Raw genomic sequence first — 18,934 nt, 5'->3', positions numbered from 1 at the left:
TCAGGCGGTTGACCCGAGCACCCACGATCACTCCATCGGAGAAGACATGACGCACGAGCACGAGCCCGCCTCCCCCGACTCCGACCTGAGCCTCTGGCTCGACCTGCAGGCCCGCGCGCACGCCGCGTTCGAGGTCCGCCTCGACGCTGTCGTCGACTGGACGGCGCCGACCCCCGACACCGAGTGGGACACCCGCGCGCTCGTTCTGCACGTCGTCCGCGAGCAGCAGCGGGCACACACGCTGCTCTCCGGCGGCGACGAGTCGCCGATCCGGCTCGAGCCCGTCGCCGCCGACCTGCGGAGCGAGTGGACCCGGGTCACGACCCTGCTGCGCGCGGTGTCCCGCGAGGTCGACCCCGCCGCGGAGCTCCGCCTCGGCCGCGACACCGTCACCGCCCTGGAGCTGCTGCAGGAGCAGGTCGCCGACATCACCGTGCACACCTGGGACCTCGCGCGGGCCACCGGCAGCGAGGAGGCGATGGAGGAGGGCCTCGTCGCCGCCGTGTGGGAGCTCTTCGCCCCGCAGGAGGAGACGCTGCGCGCGAGCGGGCTGTTCGCGGCGCCCGTGCCGATCGACGCCACCGCGCCGCTGCAGAGCCGGCTGCTGGCGGTCACCGGACGCGACGACCGCCTCGCCGCCTGAGCCGCGGCACCTGAGCGGCGCCGCACGAGCCGCACCACCTGAGAACGACCCCAGGCTGCCGACGGCAGGATGGGGAGGTCCGCGCCCACCGCGCGGACGGCACCAGGGGCCCAGCGCCCCGACGAGGAAGGGACACCCATGACACGCGTCGCCGTCATCGGAGCACACGGCAAGGTCGGCCAGCAGATCCTCCATCTGCTCTACGACGCCGGACACGAAGCGGTCGGAGTCGTCCGCAACCCCGACCACTCGGAGGACATCGTCCGCCTCGGCGGCGAGCCGCTCGTCCACGACCTCGAGCACTCGACCGCCGAGGACTTCGCCGGGCGGCTGGAGGGCGTGGACGCCCTCGTCTTCACCGCCGGCGCCGGCCCGGACTCGGGTCCCGAGCGCAAGCGCACGGTCGACCTCGGCGCCTCCGTCCTCAGCCAGGAGGCCGCCGCGATCGCCGGTGTCCGCCGCTTCGTGCAGATCAGCGCGATCGGCGTGGACGCCCCGCTCGACGGCGACACCGAGGAGGGCTGGCGCGCCTACGTCGAGGCCAAGCGCGACGCCGACACGGCGCTCCGCGGCACCGATCTCGACTGGACGATCCTCCGCCCGGGTGGTCTGACCAACGACGAGGGCACCGGCCGGATCGAGCTCGGCGAGAGCGTCGAGAGGGGCAGCATCCCGCGCGAGGACGTCGCCGCCACCGTGATCGCGGTGCTCGCCGATCCCTCCTCGATCGGGAAGACCTGGGAGATCGTCTCGGGCGACGTCGCCGTCGAGGACGCGGTCGCGAAGGGCGCCTGAGCGCTCACCGGCCCGTCGGGCGCCGGGAGCCCTGCACCTAGAGTGGGGCGGGTGAGCACTCACCCGCCCCGCCCCTGGATCCGCAGCTACGCCGAGGGAGTGCCGGAGGAGCTGGAGCTCCCGACCGGCTCGCTCGTCGACATCGTCACCGAGTGCGCACGGCTCTATCCGCACCAGGTCGCGCTCGAGTTCTTCGGCCGCTCCACCAGCTACGCCCAGCTCGCGGACGACGTCGAGAAGGCCGCGGAGGGCCTGCGCCGGCTCGGCGTCCGGTCCGGCGACTCGGTCGCTCTGATCCTGCCGAACTGCCCGCAGCACGTGGTCGCCTTCTACGCGGTCCTGCGTCTCGGCGCGGTCGTCGTCGAGCACAACCCGCTCTACACGCCGCGCGAGCTGCGGCACCAGTTCGAGGACCACGGCGCGCGGGTCGCGATCGCCTGGGACCGCGTGGTGCCGCTCGTCCAGGACCTCCCCGAGGACCTCGGCGTCGAGACGGTCGTCTCCGTCGATCTGACCCGGGCGATGCCCGCGCCGATGCGCGCGGCGCTCCGGCTGCCGATCCGCAAGGCCCGCGAGTCGCGCGCCGCCCTGACCGGGAAGGTCCGCGGCGCGATCGAGTGGGACTCGCTGCTGCGCCGCCGGCTCGATCCGGCGCACCCGCGGCCGACGGCGGAGGACCTCGCCGTCATCCAGTACACCAGCGGCACGACCGGCGCACCGAAGGGCGCGGAGCTGACGCACCTGAACCTCACGGCCAACGCCGCGCAGTCCCGCGCGTGGGTGCCGACGGTCCGTCGCGGCGACTGCGTCGTCTACGCGGTCCTGCCGATGTTCCACGCCTACGGGCTGACCCTCTGCCTCACCTTCGCGATGAGCATGGGCGCGCGGCTCGTGCTGTTCCCCAAGTTCGACCCGGACCTGGTCCTCAAGGTGGTCCGGAAGCACCCGGCGACGTTCCTGCCCGCGGTTCCACCGATCGCCGAGCGGCTCGCGCTGCGCGCCGAGGAGAAGGGCGTGTCGCTGCAGGGCATCGAGATCGCGATCTCGGGCGCGATGCCGCTCGATCCCGACCTGGTCGAGTCGTTCGAGGCGCTGACCGGCGGCACGCTCGTCGAGGGCTACGGGCTGTCGGAGACCTCGCCGGTGCTGATGGCGAACCCGGTCAGCACCGCGCGCCGGGCCGGGACAGTCGGGCTGCCGCTGCCGGGGACGGACGTGCGAATCGTCGATCCGGAGGACCCGGAGACCGAGGTCGAGGCCGGCGGGCAGGGCGAGCTGGTCGTGCGCGGGCCGCAGGTGTTCCGCGGCTACCACCGCAAGCCCGACGAGACGGCGGCGGTGTTCACCGCCGAGGGCTGGTTCCGCACCGGCGACATCGCGACGATCGACGAGGACGGCTTCGTCACCATCGTCGACCGCATCAAGGAGCTGATCATCACCGGCGGCTTCAACGTGTCACCGTCGGAGGTCGAGGAGGTGCTCCGCCGGCTGCCCGCCGTCCGCGACGTGGCCGTCGTCGGCCTGCCGGACGCCCGCAGCGGCGAGCAGGTCGCCGCCGCGGTCGTCCTCGAGCCGGGTGCCCACCTCGATCAGGAGGAGGCGCGCCGCACCGTGCGCGAGGCGCTCACGCCCTACAAGGTGCCCAAGCGGATCGTCGTCGTCGACGAGCTGCCGCGGAGCATGATCGGGAAGGTGCTGCGCCGCGAGGTGAAGGCGCTGCTGCTCGACGAGTCCTGAGGCCGGGCGGTCCTCCGCCGGCCTCAGGACTCGCGGGGGTCAGAAGTCGAAGCCTCCGCCGAAGTCGCCGCCCCCGAAGTCGCCGCCGCCGATGTCGCCGCCACCACCGAAGTCGCCCCCGCCGTAGTCGCCTCCCGAGTCGCCGGAACCGGCGTCGCCGCCGTCTGCTCCCGCGTCGCCGCCATCGGCGCCCTCGGCCTGGACCGACTCGCCGACCCCATCGGGGATGAACGCGTCGGCGATGGCGGAGCCGATCACGAAGCCGGCGATGGTGCCGAGCATCGACGAGGCGAGCACGCCGCCGAAGCCCATGCCGCCGGCGCCGCCGCCGGAGAAGCGCCGCTCCATGAAGCCGGGCTGGCGCAGCTCGCTGCGGGTCGCCGACTGCGCGAGCGACTGCGCGTCGTCGGCGCGCGGGGCGTCCCCCGCGGGTGCGCCCTCGCTCAGCTCGCGGAAGACCTGCTGGCGCTGCTCGGGCGTGAGCTGCTCGAACGCCTCGCGGTGCACCTGCTCGATCGCCTCGGGCGGCGCGGTGCGGAGGAGGTAGCGGTAGCGCTCGATCGCGATCTCGTCCTTGCTGCGCGCGGACTGCGCGGGCGGGGTGCCGTAGGACGGGGCGTCGGCGCGGCGCTCCGCGGCCGCAGGGGCCGGGTAGCCGGCGGCGGGGCGGCGCTCCTCGGGTCGCTCTTCGCGGCCCAGCAGTCGGTCCAGGAATCCCATGATCTCCTCCTCGGCGCGGCAGGATGCGCACGCACAGCGCAACGCTATGCCTCCCTCCGCGGTGATCGCTGAGGGTTCACTCAGAGCGAGCCCAGCGTCGGTCGTCAGCCGTCGACGGAGACAGGAGAGGTGGCGCGAAGCGCCACTCCGTCTCCCTGCTGATCGAGTAGCGCGCGCAGCGGGCGTATCGAGATCCACCAGCGTCAGAAGGCGAGTCTGCAGACCCGCCCTGCTGAGGACGGCGGGTCTCGATACGCCCCTGCGGGGCTACTCGACCAGCATGAGGGCGCAGCTCGCGGCACGCGAGTCCTCTCGGGAGGAGCGGCTCGCGGCACGCGAGTCCTCCTCGGGAGGAGCGGCTCGCGGCACGCGAGACCTCCACGTCGGGTCAGGCGGACTCGCGGAGGACGAGCTGGTGGCGGACGGTGCGGTGCACCGACGGGCCGCCCTTGGGGAGCTCGCCGGCGATCATGGCGACGGCGAGGTCGAGGGCGTGCCGGGCGAGCTCGTCGAGGTCGACGGCGAGGGTCGTCAGCGTGGGCGCGAGCAGGCGTCCGATCGAGAGGCCGTCGATGCCGACCACCCGGACGTCGCCCGGCACGTCCACGCCCGCGCGGCGGCAGGCGGAGAGCACGCCCAGCGCGCAGAGGTCGTTGAAGGCGACGATCGCGTCCGCGACCCGCGGCCGGGCAACGATCCGCTCGGTCGCCTCCGCCGCGGCTTGGGCGGTCGGGCCGTCGGCGCGGACGAGGGAGGGCTCGAGGCCGTGCGCGGTGAACGCGCGCAGCAGCAGCTCCGCACGCCTGCTCGGCCGCGCGTCCCCCGAGACGTCGACGATCACGGGATGCCGCACGCCCGCTCCGGCCAGGTGCTCGGCCAGCGCCTCGACCGCGTCGGAGTGGTCGAGCACGACCGCGGCCCGCAGCGGATCACCGGTGGGATCGAGCTCCACCACGGGCACGGAGCCGAGCCGCTCGATCCACTCGGCAGCCCGGTCTCCGAAGGTGCCGATCACCGCGTCGGTCTGCGCGCCGAGCGCCTGGATCATCCGGTCGGAGTCGGCGGCGAGGCCGACGTCCGCGAGCGACACGTTCCAGCCCCGCGCCGCGGCGACCCGGACGACGGCGGAGGCGAGCTCCGGCGACCACGGGTTCCGCAGGTCGTCGACGACGAGCCCGAGCTGGTGCTCACCGCCGGTGACCAGGCCGCGGCCGAAGCGCGACGGCCGGTAGGACAGCTGCTCCGCCGCCTCGAGGACCCGCTGCTTCGTCGCCTCGCTGATGCCCGGCATGCCGTTCATCGCCCGGGTGACGGTCTGGCGGGAGACCCCGGCGGCCGCGGCGACGTCGAGGATCGTCGCGCGGCCACCGGCCTCGGCACCGCTCAGGCGCGGAGGTCGAGCCACGCCGTCTGCTCCGGAGTCAGCTCGATCGACAGGCCGCGCATCGACGAGCGCAGCTCGGTGATCGTGCGCGGTCCGAAGAGCGGGAAGGTCGGGAACGGCTGCGCGAGCACATAGGCCAGGGCGATCGCCGTCGCTCCGACGCCGTGCTCGGCCGCGAGCTGCTCGGCCCGGCGGAGCCGCTCGAAGTTGTCCGGCCCGTAGTAGCAGCGCACCAGCTCGGCGTCGCTGGTGTCGTCCGGGCGGGCTCGGCCGGTGAAGAAGCCGCGGGCCTGCGAGGACCACGGCAGCAGCGGGACCTGCCGCTCGACCAGCCACTCCTTCGAGGCCCGGTCGGTGACGTGCACGCAGCCCTCCCACGGCACGTCGTACGCCTCGGCCAGGCCGAAGTGGTTGCTCAGCGCCTGGAAGCCGGCCCGGCCGTTGGCCCGGGCGTACTCCTGCGCCTCGTCGAAGCGCGCGGGCGTCCAGTTCGAGACGCCGTAGGCGCGGATCCGCCCGGCGCGCTGGTGCTCGTCCATCACGTCGACGAACTCGCCCACCGGCACCTCGAGATTGTCGCGGTGCATCAGGTAGATGTCGGCGTAGTCGGTGCCCTGGCGCTCGAGGCTCTCGAGCAGCTGTCGAGTGAGCGACTCCGGGTCGCAGTACGGGGTGTGCGCGCCCTTGGTGATCACGACGACGTCCTCGCGGATGCCGCGGTTACGGATCCACTGGCCGAGACGGCCCTCGAGCACGCCGCCGCCGTAGATGTAGCCGGTGTCGAAGGCGGTGCCGCCCTGCTCGACGAAGGCGTCGAAGATCGCCGAGGCGTGCGCGAGGTCGGGCTGGTTGTCGACGCCCATCACGAGCCGCGACATCCGCTTGCCGACGCCGGGGATCTCGCCGGAGAGCATCGGGGCGTCCGCGGCGACGCGCAGCGGACGGCCGGAGACGGTCGGGATGTCCGCGGTCTCGGCCTCGAACGGGAAGCGCAGGCCGACCGCGGAGCGCCAGCGGTCGAGCGTGCGGGCGGTCGCGAGCGTCTCATCGAGGGTCATCTGCGGCACCTCGACAGCGCCGGCGGCCAGGGCGTCGGTCGTCGCGTCCGCCTCGAGCGCGTAGGGGCTCTCCCCCTCGAAGGCCACGAGGCGGGGCTCCTCGCCCACGACGCTGATCTCGATGCCCGTCTCCGCGGCGCCGAACCACGGGTCGGCCACGTGCAGACGGCCGCGAGTGCCGTGGACCGTCAGGGCGTTCACGTCGTCCAGCGCCACTCCGGTGCGGAGGGTCGCAGTGATGCCGCCGCGGTAGGTCGCGCGGGCGACGCTCCACTCGTCGACGCCGGTCGGGCCGAGCGTGCCCTGCGCGTCGAACTCGACGGGCTCGGCGACGGCGACGCCGGTCGCAGCCTGGACCACGGCCGCCGCGGCGGTGACGGTGTAGCCGCCGACGTCGAGGATGCCGCCACCGGCCGTCGCGACGTCGTAGAGCCGGCCCTCGCGGGAGCCGGTGCGGAAGGAGAAGGAGGCGTCGATGTGCACGACGTCGCCGATCACGCCGTCGCGGACGAGGTCGAGCAGCGCGGCGGTCTGCGGGTGGAAGCGGTACATGTACGCCTCGACGAGCGGGAGACCGGCGCTGCGGGCGGCGTCGACCAGGGCCATCGCGGTGCCGTGGTTGACGGCGAGCGGCTTCTCGCAGAGGACGGCCTTGCCGGCCTCGAGCGCCTGGAGGACGAGGGCCGCGTGGCCGGTGTGCACCGTGGAGATGTAGACGGCGGTGACCCGGGGATCGGCGAGGACCGCGGCGTAGTCGCCCGCGGTCGCGTCCGGGAAGCCGTGCTCGACGGCCTCGGAAGCGAAGGCGGCGGCGCGCCCCTGGTCGGAGCTGCCCGCCGCGACGAGTCGGGCGCCGCGGCTACTCGCGGGGAGCTGGGAGAGGAACCGGCGAGCGATGCTGCCGGGGCCGAGCACCGCCCAGCCCGGTGCGGTGGTGGTGGTCGGGGTGGAGTCGGTCATGCGTGGCCCTTTCGCGGCGTCGTCGACGTGAACGTTCACGCACCACGCTAGAGCGGCACGAGGGGCCGGGTCAAGCGTGGCGCGGAACGTCGCCGTGAACGTTCACCACGCGAAGAGAGACGCTCCCCCGCCGCCGCTCCCGAGGGAGGCGGACGGGCGGAGGAGCGCCGGGATCACTTCTGCTTCGGGACGACCACCCACATCACGAGGTACGCGATGATCTGCGGCCCGGGGAGCAGGCAGGAGAGCACGAAGAGCAGCCGGACCAGGAAGGGGCTCCAGCCGAAGCGGTTAGCGAGGCCGGCGCAGACACCGGCGATGATCTTGCCCCGACGGGGGCGCACGAGAGTAGCCATGCCTCCACTCTGGCGCAGGGCCGCTGAGTGGAGCATCAGGGGAACCCCCCGAACCGGGCTAGGGGGTGCCGCCCGGCCGCTCGGAGGCGATCCGCCGGGAGAAGCCGGCTGCGGCCCGCGCGTCCTCCTCCGGCCAGACGAGGCGGAAGCGCTCGAAGACGACGGTGCCGATGCCCCCCGGCGACTCGCGCTCGAAGTAGCGACGGTGCCCGGCGAGCCAGGACTCCCGCGAGCGGTCGTTCTCGCCCTCGTCCCAGGCGAAGGCGTCGTCCACGCTGTCGAGCGGACCGAGACGGATCTCGACGGTCCGCAGCACGACGCGGGCGACACCGGCGCCGTCGCAGACGATCCAGTGGTCGCCGACGCGGGGCACGGGCTCGTCGTCGACGAGCGAGGCCGTCGCGGTCTTGACGCCGCGCCGCACCAGGGCGAGCAGCTCGTCGGCGAGCTCGACCGAGTCGCCGAACGACTCGACGAGGGGCAGTTCCTCGGGCGCGGTCGGCTCGTGCGCCCGGTAGGCGGCCCAGAGCGCTTCCGCCGCCGCGGGGTCCGGCTCGGGCAGCGGGGTGCGCGCCGGAGTGTCGGGGAGCAGTGGGAGCAGGTTGGCCCCGGCGAGGGCGGCCGGCTCCTCGGGGTGGTTGTCGGGGGTCTCGACGCGCTCGAACGGCCAGCGCAGCAGCAGCCAGCGTCGCGCGTAGGCATCGAGCTCCTCCTCGAGGCGGGACCCGACGAGGCTCGGCACCACCCACCAGGACGCTTCGGCGTGGTCGTCGCCGACGGGCCGGACGCTCAGGGCACCGAGGACCTCGGTCCAGTCCGCGCCGACCAGGAGGTAGGCGAAGAGGCGCCGCTCGCGCGCGGCGGTCTCGAGCAGCCGGAGCGCGCGCAGGTCGTCACCCGGGGAGGCGGAGGGCAGGCCGCTCGGGTCGCCCTCGGGCAGCAGCGCGGCGAGCCAGCCGCGGCGCTGCCCGATCGCCGGGTGCAGCAGATCCGCGTCGCTCGTCACGAGCGGGCGGAGGAACGCCCCGCCCGGCAGATCGAGCCGAGCGGGGGCGGACGCGTCGCCGGGCAGGGTGCTCACGCCGCCGTCCGTCCCCCGCGCATCGACTCAGCCGGCCGCGCGCTCGAGGACGAGCTCGCGGACGCGGGCCGCGTCGGCCTGGCCCTTCATCGCCTTCATCACCGCGCCGATGACCGCGCCGGCGGCCTGGACCTTGCCGTCGCGGATCTTCGCGAGCACGTCGGGCTGCGAGGCCAGGGCGGCGTCGATCGCCTCGATCAGGGCGCCGTCGTCCGAGACGACCGCGAGCCCGCGGGCGTCGACGACCTCCTGCGGGGTGCCCTCGCCGGCGATGACGCCCTGGAGCACCTCGCGGGCGAGCCGGTCGGTGAGGGTGCCGGCGTCGATCAGCTTGGCGAGCTCGGCGACCTGCTCGGGAGACACCAGCTCGGCCGGATCCTGCCCCGCCGCGTTGGCGAGCCGGGCGATCTCACCGGTCCACCACTTGCGGGCGGCCTGCGGCGAGGCGCCGGCGGCGACGGTCTCGCTGATCTCGACCAGGAGACCGCTGTTCGCGACGTCCTGGAACTCGAGGTCGGTGAAGCCCCAGTCGGCCTTCAGCCGGCGGCGGCGGGCGGCGGGCTTCTCGGGCAGCGCGGCGCGCAGCTCCTCGATCAGCTCGGGGCTCGGCACCACGGGCAGCAGGTCGGGCTCGGGGAAGTAGCGGTAGTCGTCGGCGTCGCTCTTCGGCCGGCCGGCCGAGGTGCGGCCGGTGTCCTCGTGCCAGTGCCGCGTCTCCTGCGTGATCGTACCGCCGGCGGCGAGGATCGCGCCCTGGCGCTGGATCTCGTAGCGCACGGCGCGCTCGACCGAGCGGAGCGAGTTGACGTTCTTGGTCTCGGTGCGGGTGCCGAGCTTCTCCTGGCCGATCGGCTTGAGCGAGACGTTCGCGTCGCAGCGGAGGTTGCCGCGCTCCATCTTCGCGTCGGAGATGCCGAGCGCGAGGACGATGTCCCGGATGGTGGCGACGTAGGCCTTGGCGTACTCCGGAGCGCTCTTGCCCGCGCCGTGGATCGGCTTCGTGACGATCTCGACCAGCGGGACGCCGGCGCGGTTGTAGTCGACCAGCGAGTACTCCGCGCCCTGGATGCGGCCGGTGGAGCCGCCGACGTGGGTCAGCTTGCCCGCGTCCTCCTCCATGTGCGCGCGCTCGATCGGGATGTGCACGACGCTGCCGTCGGCGAGCTCGACCTCGACCGAGCCCTCGAACGCGATCGGCTCGTCGAACTGCGAGATCTGGTAGTTCTTCGCCATGTCCGGGTAGAAGTAGTTCTTCCGGGCGAAACGGCTGGACGGCGCGATCGAGCAGCCGAGCGCGAGGCCGAGGCTGATCGAGTAGCGGACGGCCTGCTCGTTGACGACCGGCAGCGAGCCGGGCAGGCCCAGGCACACGGGCGTCGTGTTGGTGTTCGGCTCGGAGCCAGCGATGTTCGGGGCGTCCGAGAACATCTTCGTCTTCGTGTTGAGCTCGATGTGCACCTCGAAGCCGAGGACCGGCTCGAAGCGCTCGAAGACCTCGTCGTAGTCCATCAGCTCGGGGGCGGACGCGTGCGCGGAGGCCATCAGACGGCACCTTCCTGGGGGGCGGAGAGCTGGGCGGCGGCGAGATCGGGCGCCTGCGAGAGCAGCGGGTGGCCCCACTGCTCCTCCAGGAGCGCCTCGAGCGCGCCGCCGACGGTGTAGAGCCGGACGTCCTGTCGGGCGGGGGCCAGGAACTGGACGCCGACCGGGAGGCCGTCCTCGTCGGCGAGACCGGCGGGGACCGAGATGCCGGGGATCCCGGCCAGGTTCGCCGGGATGGTCGCGATGTCGCCGCGGTACATCGCCAGCGGGTCGTCGAGCTTCTCGCCGAGCCGGTAGGCGGTGGTCGGCGCGGTCGGCGAGGCGATCACGTCGACCGAGGCGAAGGCGGCGTCGAAGTCGCGCTGGACGAGGGTCCGCACCTTCTGCGCGCTGCCGTAGTAGGCGTCGTAGTAGCCGGCCGAGAGCGCGTAGGTGCCGAGGATGATCCGCCGCTTCACCTCGGGGCCGAAGCCCTGCTCGCGGGTGGCGGCCATGACCTGCTCGACGGTGCCGCCGCCCTGCGGGGTGACCCGCAGGCCGAAGCGGACGGAGTCGAACTTCGCGAGGTTGCTCGACGCCTCCGCGGGGAGGATCAGGTAGTACGCCGCGACGGCGTGCTCGATGCTCGGCGCGCTGACCTCGACGATCTCGGCGCCGGCCTTCTCCAGGACCGCGAGGGCCTCGTGGAAGCGGGCCAGGACACCGGGCTGGAAGCCCTCTCCCCCGTCGAGCTCCTTGAGCACGCCGATCCGCAGGCCCTTCACGTCGGCGCGGCGGACCGCATCGGCGAAGGAGGGCCACTCGTCGCGGAGCGAGGTCGAGTCGCGCGGGTCGTGCCCGGCGATCACGTCGTGCAGCAGCGCCGAGTCCAGGACCGTGCGCGAGACCGGGCCGATCTGGTCGAGGCTCGAGGCCAGCGCGACGGCGCCGTAGCGGGACACCCCGCCGTAGGTCGGCTTGACGCCGACGGTGCCGGTGACGTGCGCGGGCTGGCGGATCGAGCCGCCGGTGTCGGAGCCGAGTGCCAGCGGCGCCTCGTAGCTCGCGACGGCCGCGGCCGAGCCGCCGCCGGAGCCGCCGGGGATGCGGTCGAGGTCCCAGGGGTTGTGGGTGGGGCCGTAAGCGGAGCGCTCGGTGGTCGAGCCCATCGCGAACTCGTCCATGTTGGTCTTGCCGATCGGCACGAGGCCGGCCGCGCGGACCTTCTGCATCACGGTCGCGTCGTACGGCGGGCGCCAGCCCTCGAGGATGCGCGAGCCCGCGGTGGTCGGCATGTCGTTCGTGACGATGACGTCCTTGACCGCGAGCGGGACGCCGGCGAGCGGGTGCAGCGACTCGCCCTGGGCGCGGCGGCGGTCGATCGCGTCGGCCGTCGCGGTCGCGGCGTCGCCCGCGACGTGCAGGAAGGCGTGCACCGCGCCGTCGACGGCGGCGATGCGGTCGAGGTGCGCCTGCGTCGCCTCGCGCGAGGAGACGGAGCCGTCGGCGAGGCGCGAGGCGAGGGCGGAGGCGCTGAGGCGGACGAGCTCGTCGCCGTGGGCGCTCACTGCTCCTCCCCCAGGATCGCGGAGACCTGGAAGCGGCTGCCGTCGTGCTCGGGAGCACCGGAGAGCGCCTGCTCGAGGGTCAGCGTCTCGCCCACGACGTCGGGGCGGAACACGTTCTCGAGCGGGATGGGGTGGCTGGTGGCCGGGACGTCGGGGGTGGCGACGGCCTGGATCGCCGTCACCGAGTCGACGATCTGACCGAGCTCCCGGGTGAGGTTCTCGATCTCCTCGGTGGTGAGGTCGATCCTGGCCAGCGAGGCCAGATGGGCGACCGTGTCGGCCGTGATCTCGGACATGCGTCTCCGTCGGGTGGTTCGTGGGAATCGGCGTCCAGTCTAGCCAGGGGCACCGACGCTCCCTCCGCTCAGGCCCCGGGCGACGGGGTGGGCGATGGGGTGGGCGACGCGGTGACCGTGCCGGTGCCGAAGAGGCTCGTGCCGTGCTTCAGCAGCGCCTCGTAGGCGCCCTGGTACGTGGTCGGCAGGTCGTCGCCCGGCTCGCCGTAGCGGGCGAGCAGCAGGCCCATCAGCCCGAGGGCCGGTGGGCTGAGCGGCTTGTCCCTGTTCGCGTTGGCCGGGTGCGGCGGGGTCGCCTCCGGGTTCGGCGGCAGGTACTGCGGCACGGTGGTCGGCCAGTCGTCGATCTGCCGCGGGGTGTCGAGCGTGACGACGCCGAAGAGGTCGGGCGCGTCCGCGTCGCGCGCGGTGAGCGGCTCGAGCCCGTGCAGGCGGCTGAGGGTGCGGATCAGGGCGCCGTGGTGCATCTCGTCGTGCAGGACCGTGCCCGCCCGGGTGTAGGCGGAGATCGCGATGGCGGGCACGCGGCAGCCGAGGCGGTCGAAGCCGAAGCCCATCTCGCCCTCGCGGCCGTCGCCGGGCGGGGTCGCGGCAGGCGGTGGCACGTGGTCGTAGAGCCCGCCGTGCTCGTCGAAGGTGGCCAGCAGCAGGGTGTTGATCGCGTTCGAGCCCGTCGTCGACGCGCTCTCGCGGATCGCCGAGTAGATCTCGTGCAGCAGCAGCTCCCCCGCGCGCACGTCGGACAGCGCGCTGTCGTAGAGCGGCTGCCCGTCGACCTCGTCCTCGTGCAGGACGCCGGTCGGCGGGTGCATGTCGTTGTGGTCGAAGACGAGCCGCGGCTCCACGAAGGCGTAGTCGGGCAGCTCGCCGCTCGCGACGTCCGCGTAGAACTGCTCCATCGGGGCGAAGTTGGTCTTCCAGTACTTCTCGAGCACCGGCGCGTGCAGGAACCCGGTGTAGGAGACGACCTGGAGCGCGTCGAAGTAGACCCGCCAGCTCTTCCCGGCCTCCTCGAGGCGGTTGAAGACCGTCGGCGCATCTCCGAGGTCGTCGGCGAGCCACTTCTCGTAGCCGCCGCCGTGCTTGTTGGTGACGAAGCCGTGCGAGGTCGAGGCGTGGAAGAAGGAGCGGTTGCAGAAGGTCTGCGAGGGGACGGCGCAGAACCAGTGGTCGAAGACGGCGAACTCGCGGGCCAGGGTCGAGAAGACGGGGAGCATGTCGGGCGAGAAGCCGCCCATGATCGTGCTGTACTCCTCGCGGGTGGGCTCCTCGCCCTTCTTCAGGTGGCGGAGGTTCTGCACGTAGTCCTCGAGGAACCCGCTCATCGTCGGGGCGGAGGCGTCGGCGGGCGCGTTGAAGGGGGCCGTCATGGCGCCGACGGACGCCCCGGCGTTGGACGGCGGGTCGATCGTGCCGAAGAGCTGGGTGTTGACGTGCGGGTACTCCTCGCCCGGGTCGGGATCGGGCTGGCGCATGACGGTGTCGGTCGCGCCCTGGTAGACGTGCGCGGTGACGGCGTCGCCCGCGGCGGTCGTGTTGGAGTGCTCGCCGCTCTGCAGGCCCTCGAAGGTCTCGCCCGCGGGCGGGCCGTCGGCCGCGTAGAGCTGCCCGAGGATGTTGTCGAAGGAGCGGTTCTCGAACATCACGACGACGACGTGGTCGAAGCCGGGCTCGCTGCGCTCGGGCAGGGGCGACTCGGCCTCGCGGTCGCGGCCGGAGGCGACGGCCGCGCCGATCGCTCCGCCGGTGAGGCCCGCGGCGGCGGCGGTGCCGGCCACGGCGCTGCCGGCCAGGAAGCGGCGGCGGGAGCGGGAGCGGGGGGCGTCGTCTCGCGGGGTGCGATCGCCGCCGCCGTCGGTGCCGCTCATGCGTCCCGCCCTTCCCGCGTGCCGCGGATCCGTGCCTCCGGGGAGTGTAGCGACGCGCCCGGGGCGGCGGCTCGGAGCATCATGAGGGCCTGTTCGACGTCGCCGGGCTCGGCGGTGACGCCCGCCGCGGCGAGGGCTGCGGCCAGGGCCGGCCCGATCGAGTGCTCCCGGCCCTCCGGCGCGAAGGCGGGTGCCGTGCGCGGGTAGCGCGACAGCGGCCGGGCGGGTCCGGACAGCGCCTCGGCGACGGCGAGCACGCCGGCGTCGCCCAGCGCCCGGCGGTCGGCGGCGAAGCGGGCGCGGTGCAGGAGGGCGGGGGTGGTCGGAGCGAGTGCGGCGCTCAGGCGCTCGCCCGGCCGCGCGCTCGAGGCGATCAGGAGAGCCGGGACGTCGCCGGGGCGATCGGCCTGCCCCCGCGCGGTGACGAGCAGCAGCACCCGGCGCCCGGCCGACTCCGCCGCCCTGGCCGCATCGACGGTCTCGTGCAGGAGCCGCTCGGCGACGCGCGCGTCCGCGGAGCGCGAGGCACTCGGGTCGGCGGCGGCGGCGAAGTCGGCCGGGTCGACGAGCGAGCGGGGCTCGACCAGGACGACCGGCGGCAGGGCGCCCGCGGCGGCGGCCTCCGCGAGACCGGAGAGCGGGAGCAGTGCTCCCCCGGCAGCTGCGACGGCCCCGGGGCCGCGGTGCCACCGATCGGGATCGGCGAGCAACGTCGTCGAGACCCCTTGCCGGTCATCGACGACGAGGGTCCAAGGGGTGCCTTCGTCCTGCGCCGAGCGCAGCAGCAGGCCCAGCGGGTCACGGCCGTCCGCGCGCCAGTGGTCGGCGCGCGCGAACGAGCGGGCGAGCAGCGTGTGCACGGGGAGCATCGCGGGGGCGAACCGGTCGCCCGCGGTTCCGGGGCCGGGGGCGGTCAGCACCTCGTCGGTGCCGCCGGCGAAGTCGGAGCCCGGCTCGCCGTCGAGGGCACCGAAAACCTGGGCGCGCGGCCGGCCGGCGAAGGACAGGACGACGAGGTGATCGATCCGGGCCAGCAAGGCGGCGGCGTCGCGCTCGCGCGGCGTCAGCGGCACGGCGCGGGCGGCGGCGTCCAGCGCGGTCGAGGCGGCCTCGGCGAAGGAGCGGCGGAGGAAGGCCCGCCGCTCCTCGCCGGGCCGGTCAGGCATCCGCGTCGGGAGTCTCCTCGGCGGCGGGCGCATCGGCGGTCTCGTCGGCCGGCACCTCGGCGGCGACCGGGTCGGTGCCGTCGGCGGCGGGTGCGTCTGCCACGGGCGCGTCCGAGGCCGCGTCCTCCGAGGCCGCTTCCTCGGGCAGCGCGATCGCGGCCGGCCCCTCGGTCACGAGCAGGTGGAACTCCGCGGCGGTGATGATCCGGACGCCGAGCGCCTCGGCCTTGCCGAGCTTGCTGCCGGCGCCGGGGCCGGCGGCGACGTAGTGCGTCTTCTTGGAGACGCTCGAGCCGGCCTTGCCGCCGGCGGCGAGGATCGCCTCCTGCGCCCCCTCGCGGCTGTAGCCCTCGAGCGAGCCGGTCGCAACGACGGTGAGGCCGGCGAGCACGCCGCCCGCGGCGTCGGCCGCACCGGGGCCGGGGTGGCCGGGAGTGGCGAACTGCACGCCCGCCTTCGCCCAGCGGTCGACGATCTCGGCATGCCAGTCGACCTCGAACCAGGCGAGCACCGCGTCGCCGATGATGCCGCCGACGCCGTCGACCGCGGCGAGCTCCTCGCGGCTGGCCGCGCGGATCGCGTCGAGCGAGCCGAAGTGCCCGGCCAGGGCGCGCGCGGCGACCGGGCCGACGTGCCGGATGCTGAGCGACACCAGGAAGCGCCAGAGCGGCGAGGTCTTCGCCTTCTCGATGTTGGCGATCAGCGCGAGACCGGTCGTCGACGGCACGTACTCGGCGTCGCCGCCGAACACCTCCGCCGCCGGGTCATAGGCGCCGTCGCGCTTCTGCCGCTTGCGCTTGAACGGGCCGACGACCTTCGCCTCGCCCCGGTCGTCGAGCTTCTGCAGGCCGGTCTCGCTGTCGCGCACGACGACCTCGATCGGGAAGACGTCCTCGATCCGCAGCTCGAAGAGGCCGGCCTCGGTGTCGAGCGGAGGCTCCGCGGGCACGAACGGCTGAGTCAGCGCTGCGGCGGTGACCTCGCCGAGCACCTCGATGTCGAGCGCGCCGCGGCTGCCGATGTGCTCGACGCGGCCGCGCACCTGCGCGGGGCAGGAGCGGGCGTTCGGGCAGCGCAGATCGACGTCGCCCTCCTTGGCGGGAGCGAGGGTCGTCCCGCACTCGGGGCACTGCGTCGGCATCACGAACTCGCGCTCGCTGCCGTCGCGCAGCTCGATGACCGGGCCGAGCACCTCGGGGATGACGTCGCCGGCCTTGCGCAGCACGACGGTGTCGCCGATCAGCACACCCTTGGCCTTCACCACGTCGGCGTTGTGCAGCGTGGCCTGGCGCACCTCGGAGCCGGCGACCTTGACCTTCTCCATCTGCGCGAACGGGGTGGCCCGGCCGGTGCGGCCGACGCTGACGACGATGTCGAGCAGCTTGGTGTGCACCTCCTCGGGCGGGTACTTGTAGGCGATGGCCCAGCGCGGGGCGCGGCTGGTGGCGCCGAGCTCGTCGTGCAGCTCCAGCTCGTCGACCTTGACGACGACGCCGTCGATCTCGTGCTCGACCGAGTGGCGCTCGCGGCCGTAGCGCTCCACGAAGGCGAGGACCTCGTCGACCGACTCCGACACCCGGTTGTGCGCGCTGACCGGCAGCCCCCAGGAGGCGAGCAGGCCGTAGACCTCGGACTGGCTCTGCACCGGCGGATCCGGCCAGGCGCCGATGCCGTGCACGTAGAGCGCGAGCGAGCCGACCCGGGCCTCGCCGGCGCGGAGATCGAGGCCCGACTTCTTGTCGAGCTGCTGGCGGAGCCCGCCGCTCGCGGCGTTCCGCGGGTTGGCGAAGGTGGGGAAGCGGCGCAGGGCGCTGTCGCGGACCCGCTCCTCGTCGAAGGGCTTGCGGGTGGCGCTCGGCCGGGTCGACCAGCGCTCGCGCGCCTCCTCGACGGCCTCGTCCCGCAGGGTCTCCTGCAGGGCGTTCAGCGCCGCGAACTCGGCGACGGGGATGAAGACCTCGCCGCGGACCTCGACCAGCGCGGGGTGCCCCTCGCCCGCCAGCTGCTGCGGGATGCCGGCCACGCGCAGAGCGTTGACGGTGACGTCCTCGCCGGTGCGCCCGTCGCCGCGGGTGGCCGCGGTGACGAGGCGGCCGTTCTCGTAGTGGAGCGAGATGGCGAGGCCGTCGATCTTGAGCTCGGTCAGCCAGGCCACCGGGCGGGCGGCGGAGGCGACGGTCTTGTCGCACCACTCGCGCAGCTCCTCGGCCGAGAAGACGTTGTCGAGCGAGAGCATCCGCTCGGCGTGATCGATCGGGTCGAGACCGGCGGCGACCACTCCCCCGACGGTCTGCGTCGGCGAGTCCTCGCTGGCCAGCTCGGGGTGCGCCGTCTCGAGCTCGGCGAGCTCGCGGACCAGCGCGTCGTACTCGGCGTCGGCGAGCGGCGAGGCGTCGGCCGCGTAGTAGTCCTCGCTCGCGGCGCGGATCCGGGCGCGCAGCTCGTCGACGCGCTGGGCCGGATCGAGGTCCGCCGCCGGCGTCGCGCCCGCCTCGGACTTCGCGGCCATCAGAGCACCGCCCCGCTCGCGGAGGCACCGACGAGGTCGGCCGCGACCGTGCGGTCGATCGTGCACTGGCCGAGCACGCGGGTGCCGAGGTAGACGACGGCCGTCTGGCCGGGGGCGACGCCGTCGAGCGGCGAGTCGGGAGTGATCACGAGCTCCACCTTCCCATCCACCTCCGACACGACCGCGGTCGCCGGGACCGGGTCGGCGTGCGCGCGGATCTGCACGTCGCAGCGGAACGGCGTCGACGCGTCCTCCGGCGCCGCGCCGGCCCAGGTGAAGCGCGAGCCGGCGATCTCGCCGATGCGCAGCGCCTCCCGCGGACCGACGACGACCTCGTTGGTCCTCGGCCGCACCTCGAGCACGAAGCGCGGTCGTCCGTCCGGCGCGGGCACGCCGAGGTGCAGGCCCCGGCGCTGGCCGACGGTGTAGCCGTGGGCACCCTCGTGGGCCCCCACCACCGCGCCGTCGCGGTCGACGATCGCGCCGGTCTCGGGGGCGACGCGCTCCGAGAGCCAGCCGCGGGTGTCGCCGTCGGGGATGAAGCAGATGTCGTAGCTGTCCGGCTTGTTCGCGACGCTCAGGCCGCGGCGGGCCGCCTCCGCCCGGACGACCGCCTTTGACGGCGTCGAGCCGAGCGGGAACATCGAGTGCTCGAGCTGCGCGGTGGTGAGCACGCCGAGGACGTAGGACTGGTCCTTCGCCTCGTCGCTCGCGCGGTGCAGCTCGGGGCTGCCGTCTGCGGCGGTCTCGAGGGAGGCGTAGTGGCCGGTGCAGACGGCGTCGAAACCGAGGTCGAGCGCCTTCTCGAGCAGGGCCGCGAACTTGATCCGCTCGTTGCAGCGCATGCACGGGTTGGGGGTGCGGCCGGCGGCGTACTCGGCCACGAAGTCGTCCACCACGTCGAGCTTGAACCGCTCGGAGAAGTCCCACACGTAGTAGGGGATGCCGAGGACGTTCGCGGCGCGCTGGGCGTCCATCGAGTCCTCGATCGTGCAGCAGCCGCGGCTGCCGGTGCGCAGCGTGCCGGGCATCCTGCTCAGCGCGAGGTGCACGCCGACCACCTCGTGCCCCGCCTCCACCGCGCGGGCCGCGGCCACCGCCGAGTCCACTCCACCGCTCATCGCCGCAAGAACCTTCACCGTCCGAGTCTACGAGCGGGCGGCGGGCGTGCGGTGTGCGCGATTCGCGGCGGTCCGTCCCCCGTCGCGTCCGATCTGCAGGCGATCGCGCGCGTTCGGCGCAGACCTGCACGGAGGATCGGGCGACTCGCGC

15 protein-coding genes are annotated in these 18,934 nt (G+C 73.9%); 3 read left to right on the top strand and 12 right to left on the bottom strand.

All coding sequences use genetic code 11. The annotated features are described in order from the left end of the window. The first annotated feature begins 46 nt into the window (after positions 1-46). From EDF22_RS06855 to EDF22_RS06845, 3 genes are all read left to right on the top strand, one after another. Positions 47-643, top strand: a complete 597-nt coding sequence (locus EDF22_RS06855; RefSeq protein WP_123703434.1) for a TIGR03086 family metal-binding protein — start codon at positions 47-49, stop codon at positions 641-643. A gap of 138 nt (positions 644-781) precedes the next feature. Beyond that, entirely contained in the window at positions 782-1,438 is a 657-nt protein-coding gene (locus EDF22_RS06850) for an SDR family oxidoreductase (RefSeq protein ID WP_123703431.1), read from the top strand. A 51-nt stretch (positions 1,439-1,489) separates the two neighbouring features. After that, a complete protein-coding gene (locus EDF22_RS06845) occupies positions 1,490-3,175 on the top strand; it encodes a long-chain-fatty-acid--CoA ligase (RefSeq protein ID WP_123703429.1) in 1,686 nt (561 codons plus the stop codon). A gap of 39 nt (positions 3,176-3,214) precedes the next feature. On the opposite strand, the gene EDF22_RS06840 is transcribed toward EDF22_RS06845, so the two are convergent. The 12 genes from EDF22_RS06840 to mnmA form a co-directional block, all read right to left on the bottom strand. Next, complete coding sequence (locus EDF22_RS06840) at positions 3,215-3,895, bottom strand: hypothetical protein (RefSeq protein WP_123703428.1); 681 nt, start codon at positions 3,893-3,895, stop codon at positions 3,215-3,217. Positions 3,896-4,283: 388 nt separating this feature from the next. After that, complete coding sequence (locus EDF22_RS06835) at positions 4,284-5,300, bottom strand: LacI family DNA-binding transcriptional regulator (protein ID WP_123703426.1); 1,017 nt, start codon at positions 5,298-5,300, stop codon at positions 4,284-4,286. Continuing rightward, positions 5,279-7,297 carry an aldo/keto reductase gene (locus EDF22_RS06830; RefSeq protein WP_123703424.1) on the bottom strand — a complete coding sequence of 673 codons (2,019 nt, stop codon included), beginning with the start codon at positions 7,295-7,297 and terminating at the stop codon, positions 5,279-5,281. The genes EDF22_RS06835 and EDF22_RS06830 overlap by 22 nt, the downstream gene beginning before the upstream one ends. 173 nt (positions 7,298-7,470) lie before the next feature. After that, a complete protein-coding gene (locus EDF22_RS06825; protein ID WP_123445760.1) occupies positions 7,471-7,653 on the bottom strand; it encodes a PspC domain-containing protein in 183 nt (60 codons plus the stop codon). 58 nt (positions 7,654-7,711) lie between these two features. Next, positions 7,712-8,734: an ASCH domain-containing protein gene (locus EDF22_RS21240; protein WP_260303329.1), complete on the bottom strand. Its 1,023-nt coding sequence runs from the start codon at positions 8,732-8,734 to the stop codon at positions 7,712-7,714. 27 nt (positions 8,735-8,761) lie between these two features. Next, a complete protein-coding gene (gatB, locus tag EDF22_RS06815) occupies positions 8,762-10,276 on the bottom strand; it encodes an Asp-tRNA(Asn)/Glu-tRNA(Gln) amidotransferase subunit GatB (RefSeq protein ID WP_123703422.1) in 1,515 nt (504 codons plus the stop codon). Next, on the bottom strand, positions 10,276-11,823 hold the full coding sequence (gene gatA / locus EDF22_RS06810) for an Asp-tRNA(Asn)/Glu-tRNA(Gln) amidotransferase subunit GatA (protein WP_123703420.1): 1,548 nt from the start codon (positions 11,821-11,823) through the stop codon (positions 10,276-10,278). The genes gatB and gatA overlap by 1 nt, the downstream gene beginning before the upstream one ends. Beyond that, entirely contained in the window at positions 11,820-12,119 is a 300-nt protein-coding gene (gene gatC, locus EDF22_RS06805; protein WP_123445757.1) for an Asp-tRNA(Asn)/Glu-tRNA(Gln) amidotransferase subunit GatC, read from the bottom strand. The genes gatA and gatC overlap by 4 nt, the downstream gene beginning before the upstream one ends. Positions 12,120-12,187: 68 nt before the next feature. Then, a complete protein-coding gene (locus EDF22_RS06800) occupies positions 12,188-13,987 on the bottom strand; it encodes an alkaline phosphatase family protein (protein WP_123703418.1) in 1,800 nt (599 codons plus the stop codon). Next, a complete protein-coding gene (locus tag EDF22_RS06795; protein ID WP_123703416.1) occupies positions 13,984-15,153 on the bottom strand; it encodes a hypothetical protein in 1,170 nt (389 codons plus the stop codon). The genes EDF22_RS06800 and EDF22_RS06795 overlap by 4 nt, the downstream gene beginning before the upstream one ends. Then, on the bottom strand, positions 15,146-17,662 hold the full coding sequence (ligA, locus tag EDF22_RS06790; RefSeq protein ID WP_123703414.1) for an NAD-dependent DNA ligase LigA: 2,517 nt from the start codon (positions 17,660-17,662) through the stop codon (positions 15,146-15,148). The genes EDF22_RS06795 and ligA overlap by 8 nt, the downstream gene beginning before the upstream one ends. Further along, positions 17,662-18,801: a tRNA 2-thiouridine(34) synthase MnmA gene (mnmA, locus tag EDF22_RS06785; protein WP_185038776.1), complete on the bottom strand. Its 1,140-nt coding sequence runs from the start codon at positions 18,799-18,801 to the stop codon at positions 17,662-17,664. Before mnmA ends, ligA begins: the two co-directional genes overlap by 1 nt. Positions 18,802-18,934: the final 133 nt, after the last annotated feature.

Source organism: Rathayibacter sp. PhB127, assembly GCF_003751665.1.
GTDB classification, from domain to species: Bacteria; Actinomycetota; Actinomycetes; order Actinomycetales; family Microbacteriaceae; genus Rathayibacter; species Rathayibacter festucae.
The sequence above is the reverse complement of the archived record's forward strand: the minus strand, read 5'-3'. Positions and strand labels throughout refer to the sequence as shown.

What these genes read in the sequence shown, in the direction of transcription:
- EDF22_RS06855 (WP_123703434.1), top strand. Translation starts at nt 47, where the DNA reads ATGACGCACGAGCACGAGCCCGCCTCCCCCGACTCCGACCTGAGCCTC.
- EDF22_RS06850 (WP_123703431.1), top strand. Translation starts at nt 782, where the DNA reads ATGACACGCGTCGCCGTCATCGGAGCACACGGCAAGGTCGGCCAGCAG.
- EDF22_RS06840 (WP_123703428.1), bottom strand. Translation starts at nt 3,895, where the DNA reads ATGGGATTCCTGGACCGACTGCTGGGCCGCGAAGAGCGACCCGAGGAG.
- EDF22_RS06830 (WP_123703424.1), bottom strand. Translation starts at nt 7,297, where the DNA reads ATGACCGACTCCACCCCGACCACCACCACCGCACCGGGCTGGGCGGTG.
- EDF22_RS06825 (WP_123445760.1), bottom strand. Translation starts at nt 7,653, where the DNA reads ATGGCTACTCTCGTGCGCCCCCGTCGGGGCAAGATCATCGCCGGTGTC.
- gatB (WP_123703422.1), bottom strand. Translation starts at nt 10,276, where the DNA reads ATGGCCTCCGCGCACGCGTCCGCCCCCGAGCTGATGGACTACGACGAG.
- gatC (WP_123445757.1), bottom strand. Translation starts at nt 12,119, where the DNA reads ATGTCCGAGATCACGGCCGACACGGTCGCCCATCTGGCCTCGCTGGCC.
- EDF22_RS06800 (WP_123703418.1), bottom strand. Translation starts at nt 13,987, where the DNA reads ATGAGCGGCACCGACGGCGGCGGCGATCGCACCCCGCGAGACGACGCC.
- EDF22_RS06795 (WP_123703416.1), bottom strand. Translation starts at nt 15,153, where the DNA reads ATGCCTGACCGGCCCGGCGAGGAGCGGCGGGCCTTCCTCCGCCGCTCC.
- ligA (WP_123703414.1), bottom strand. Translation starts at nt 17,662, where the DNA reads ATGGCCGCGAAGTCCGAGGCGGGCGCGACGCCGGCGGCGGACCTCGAT.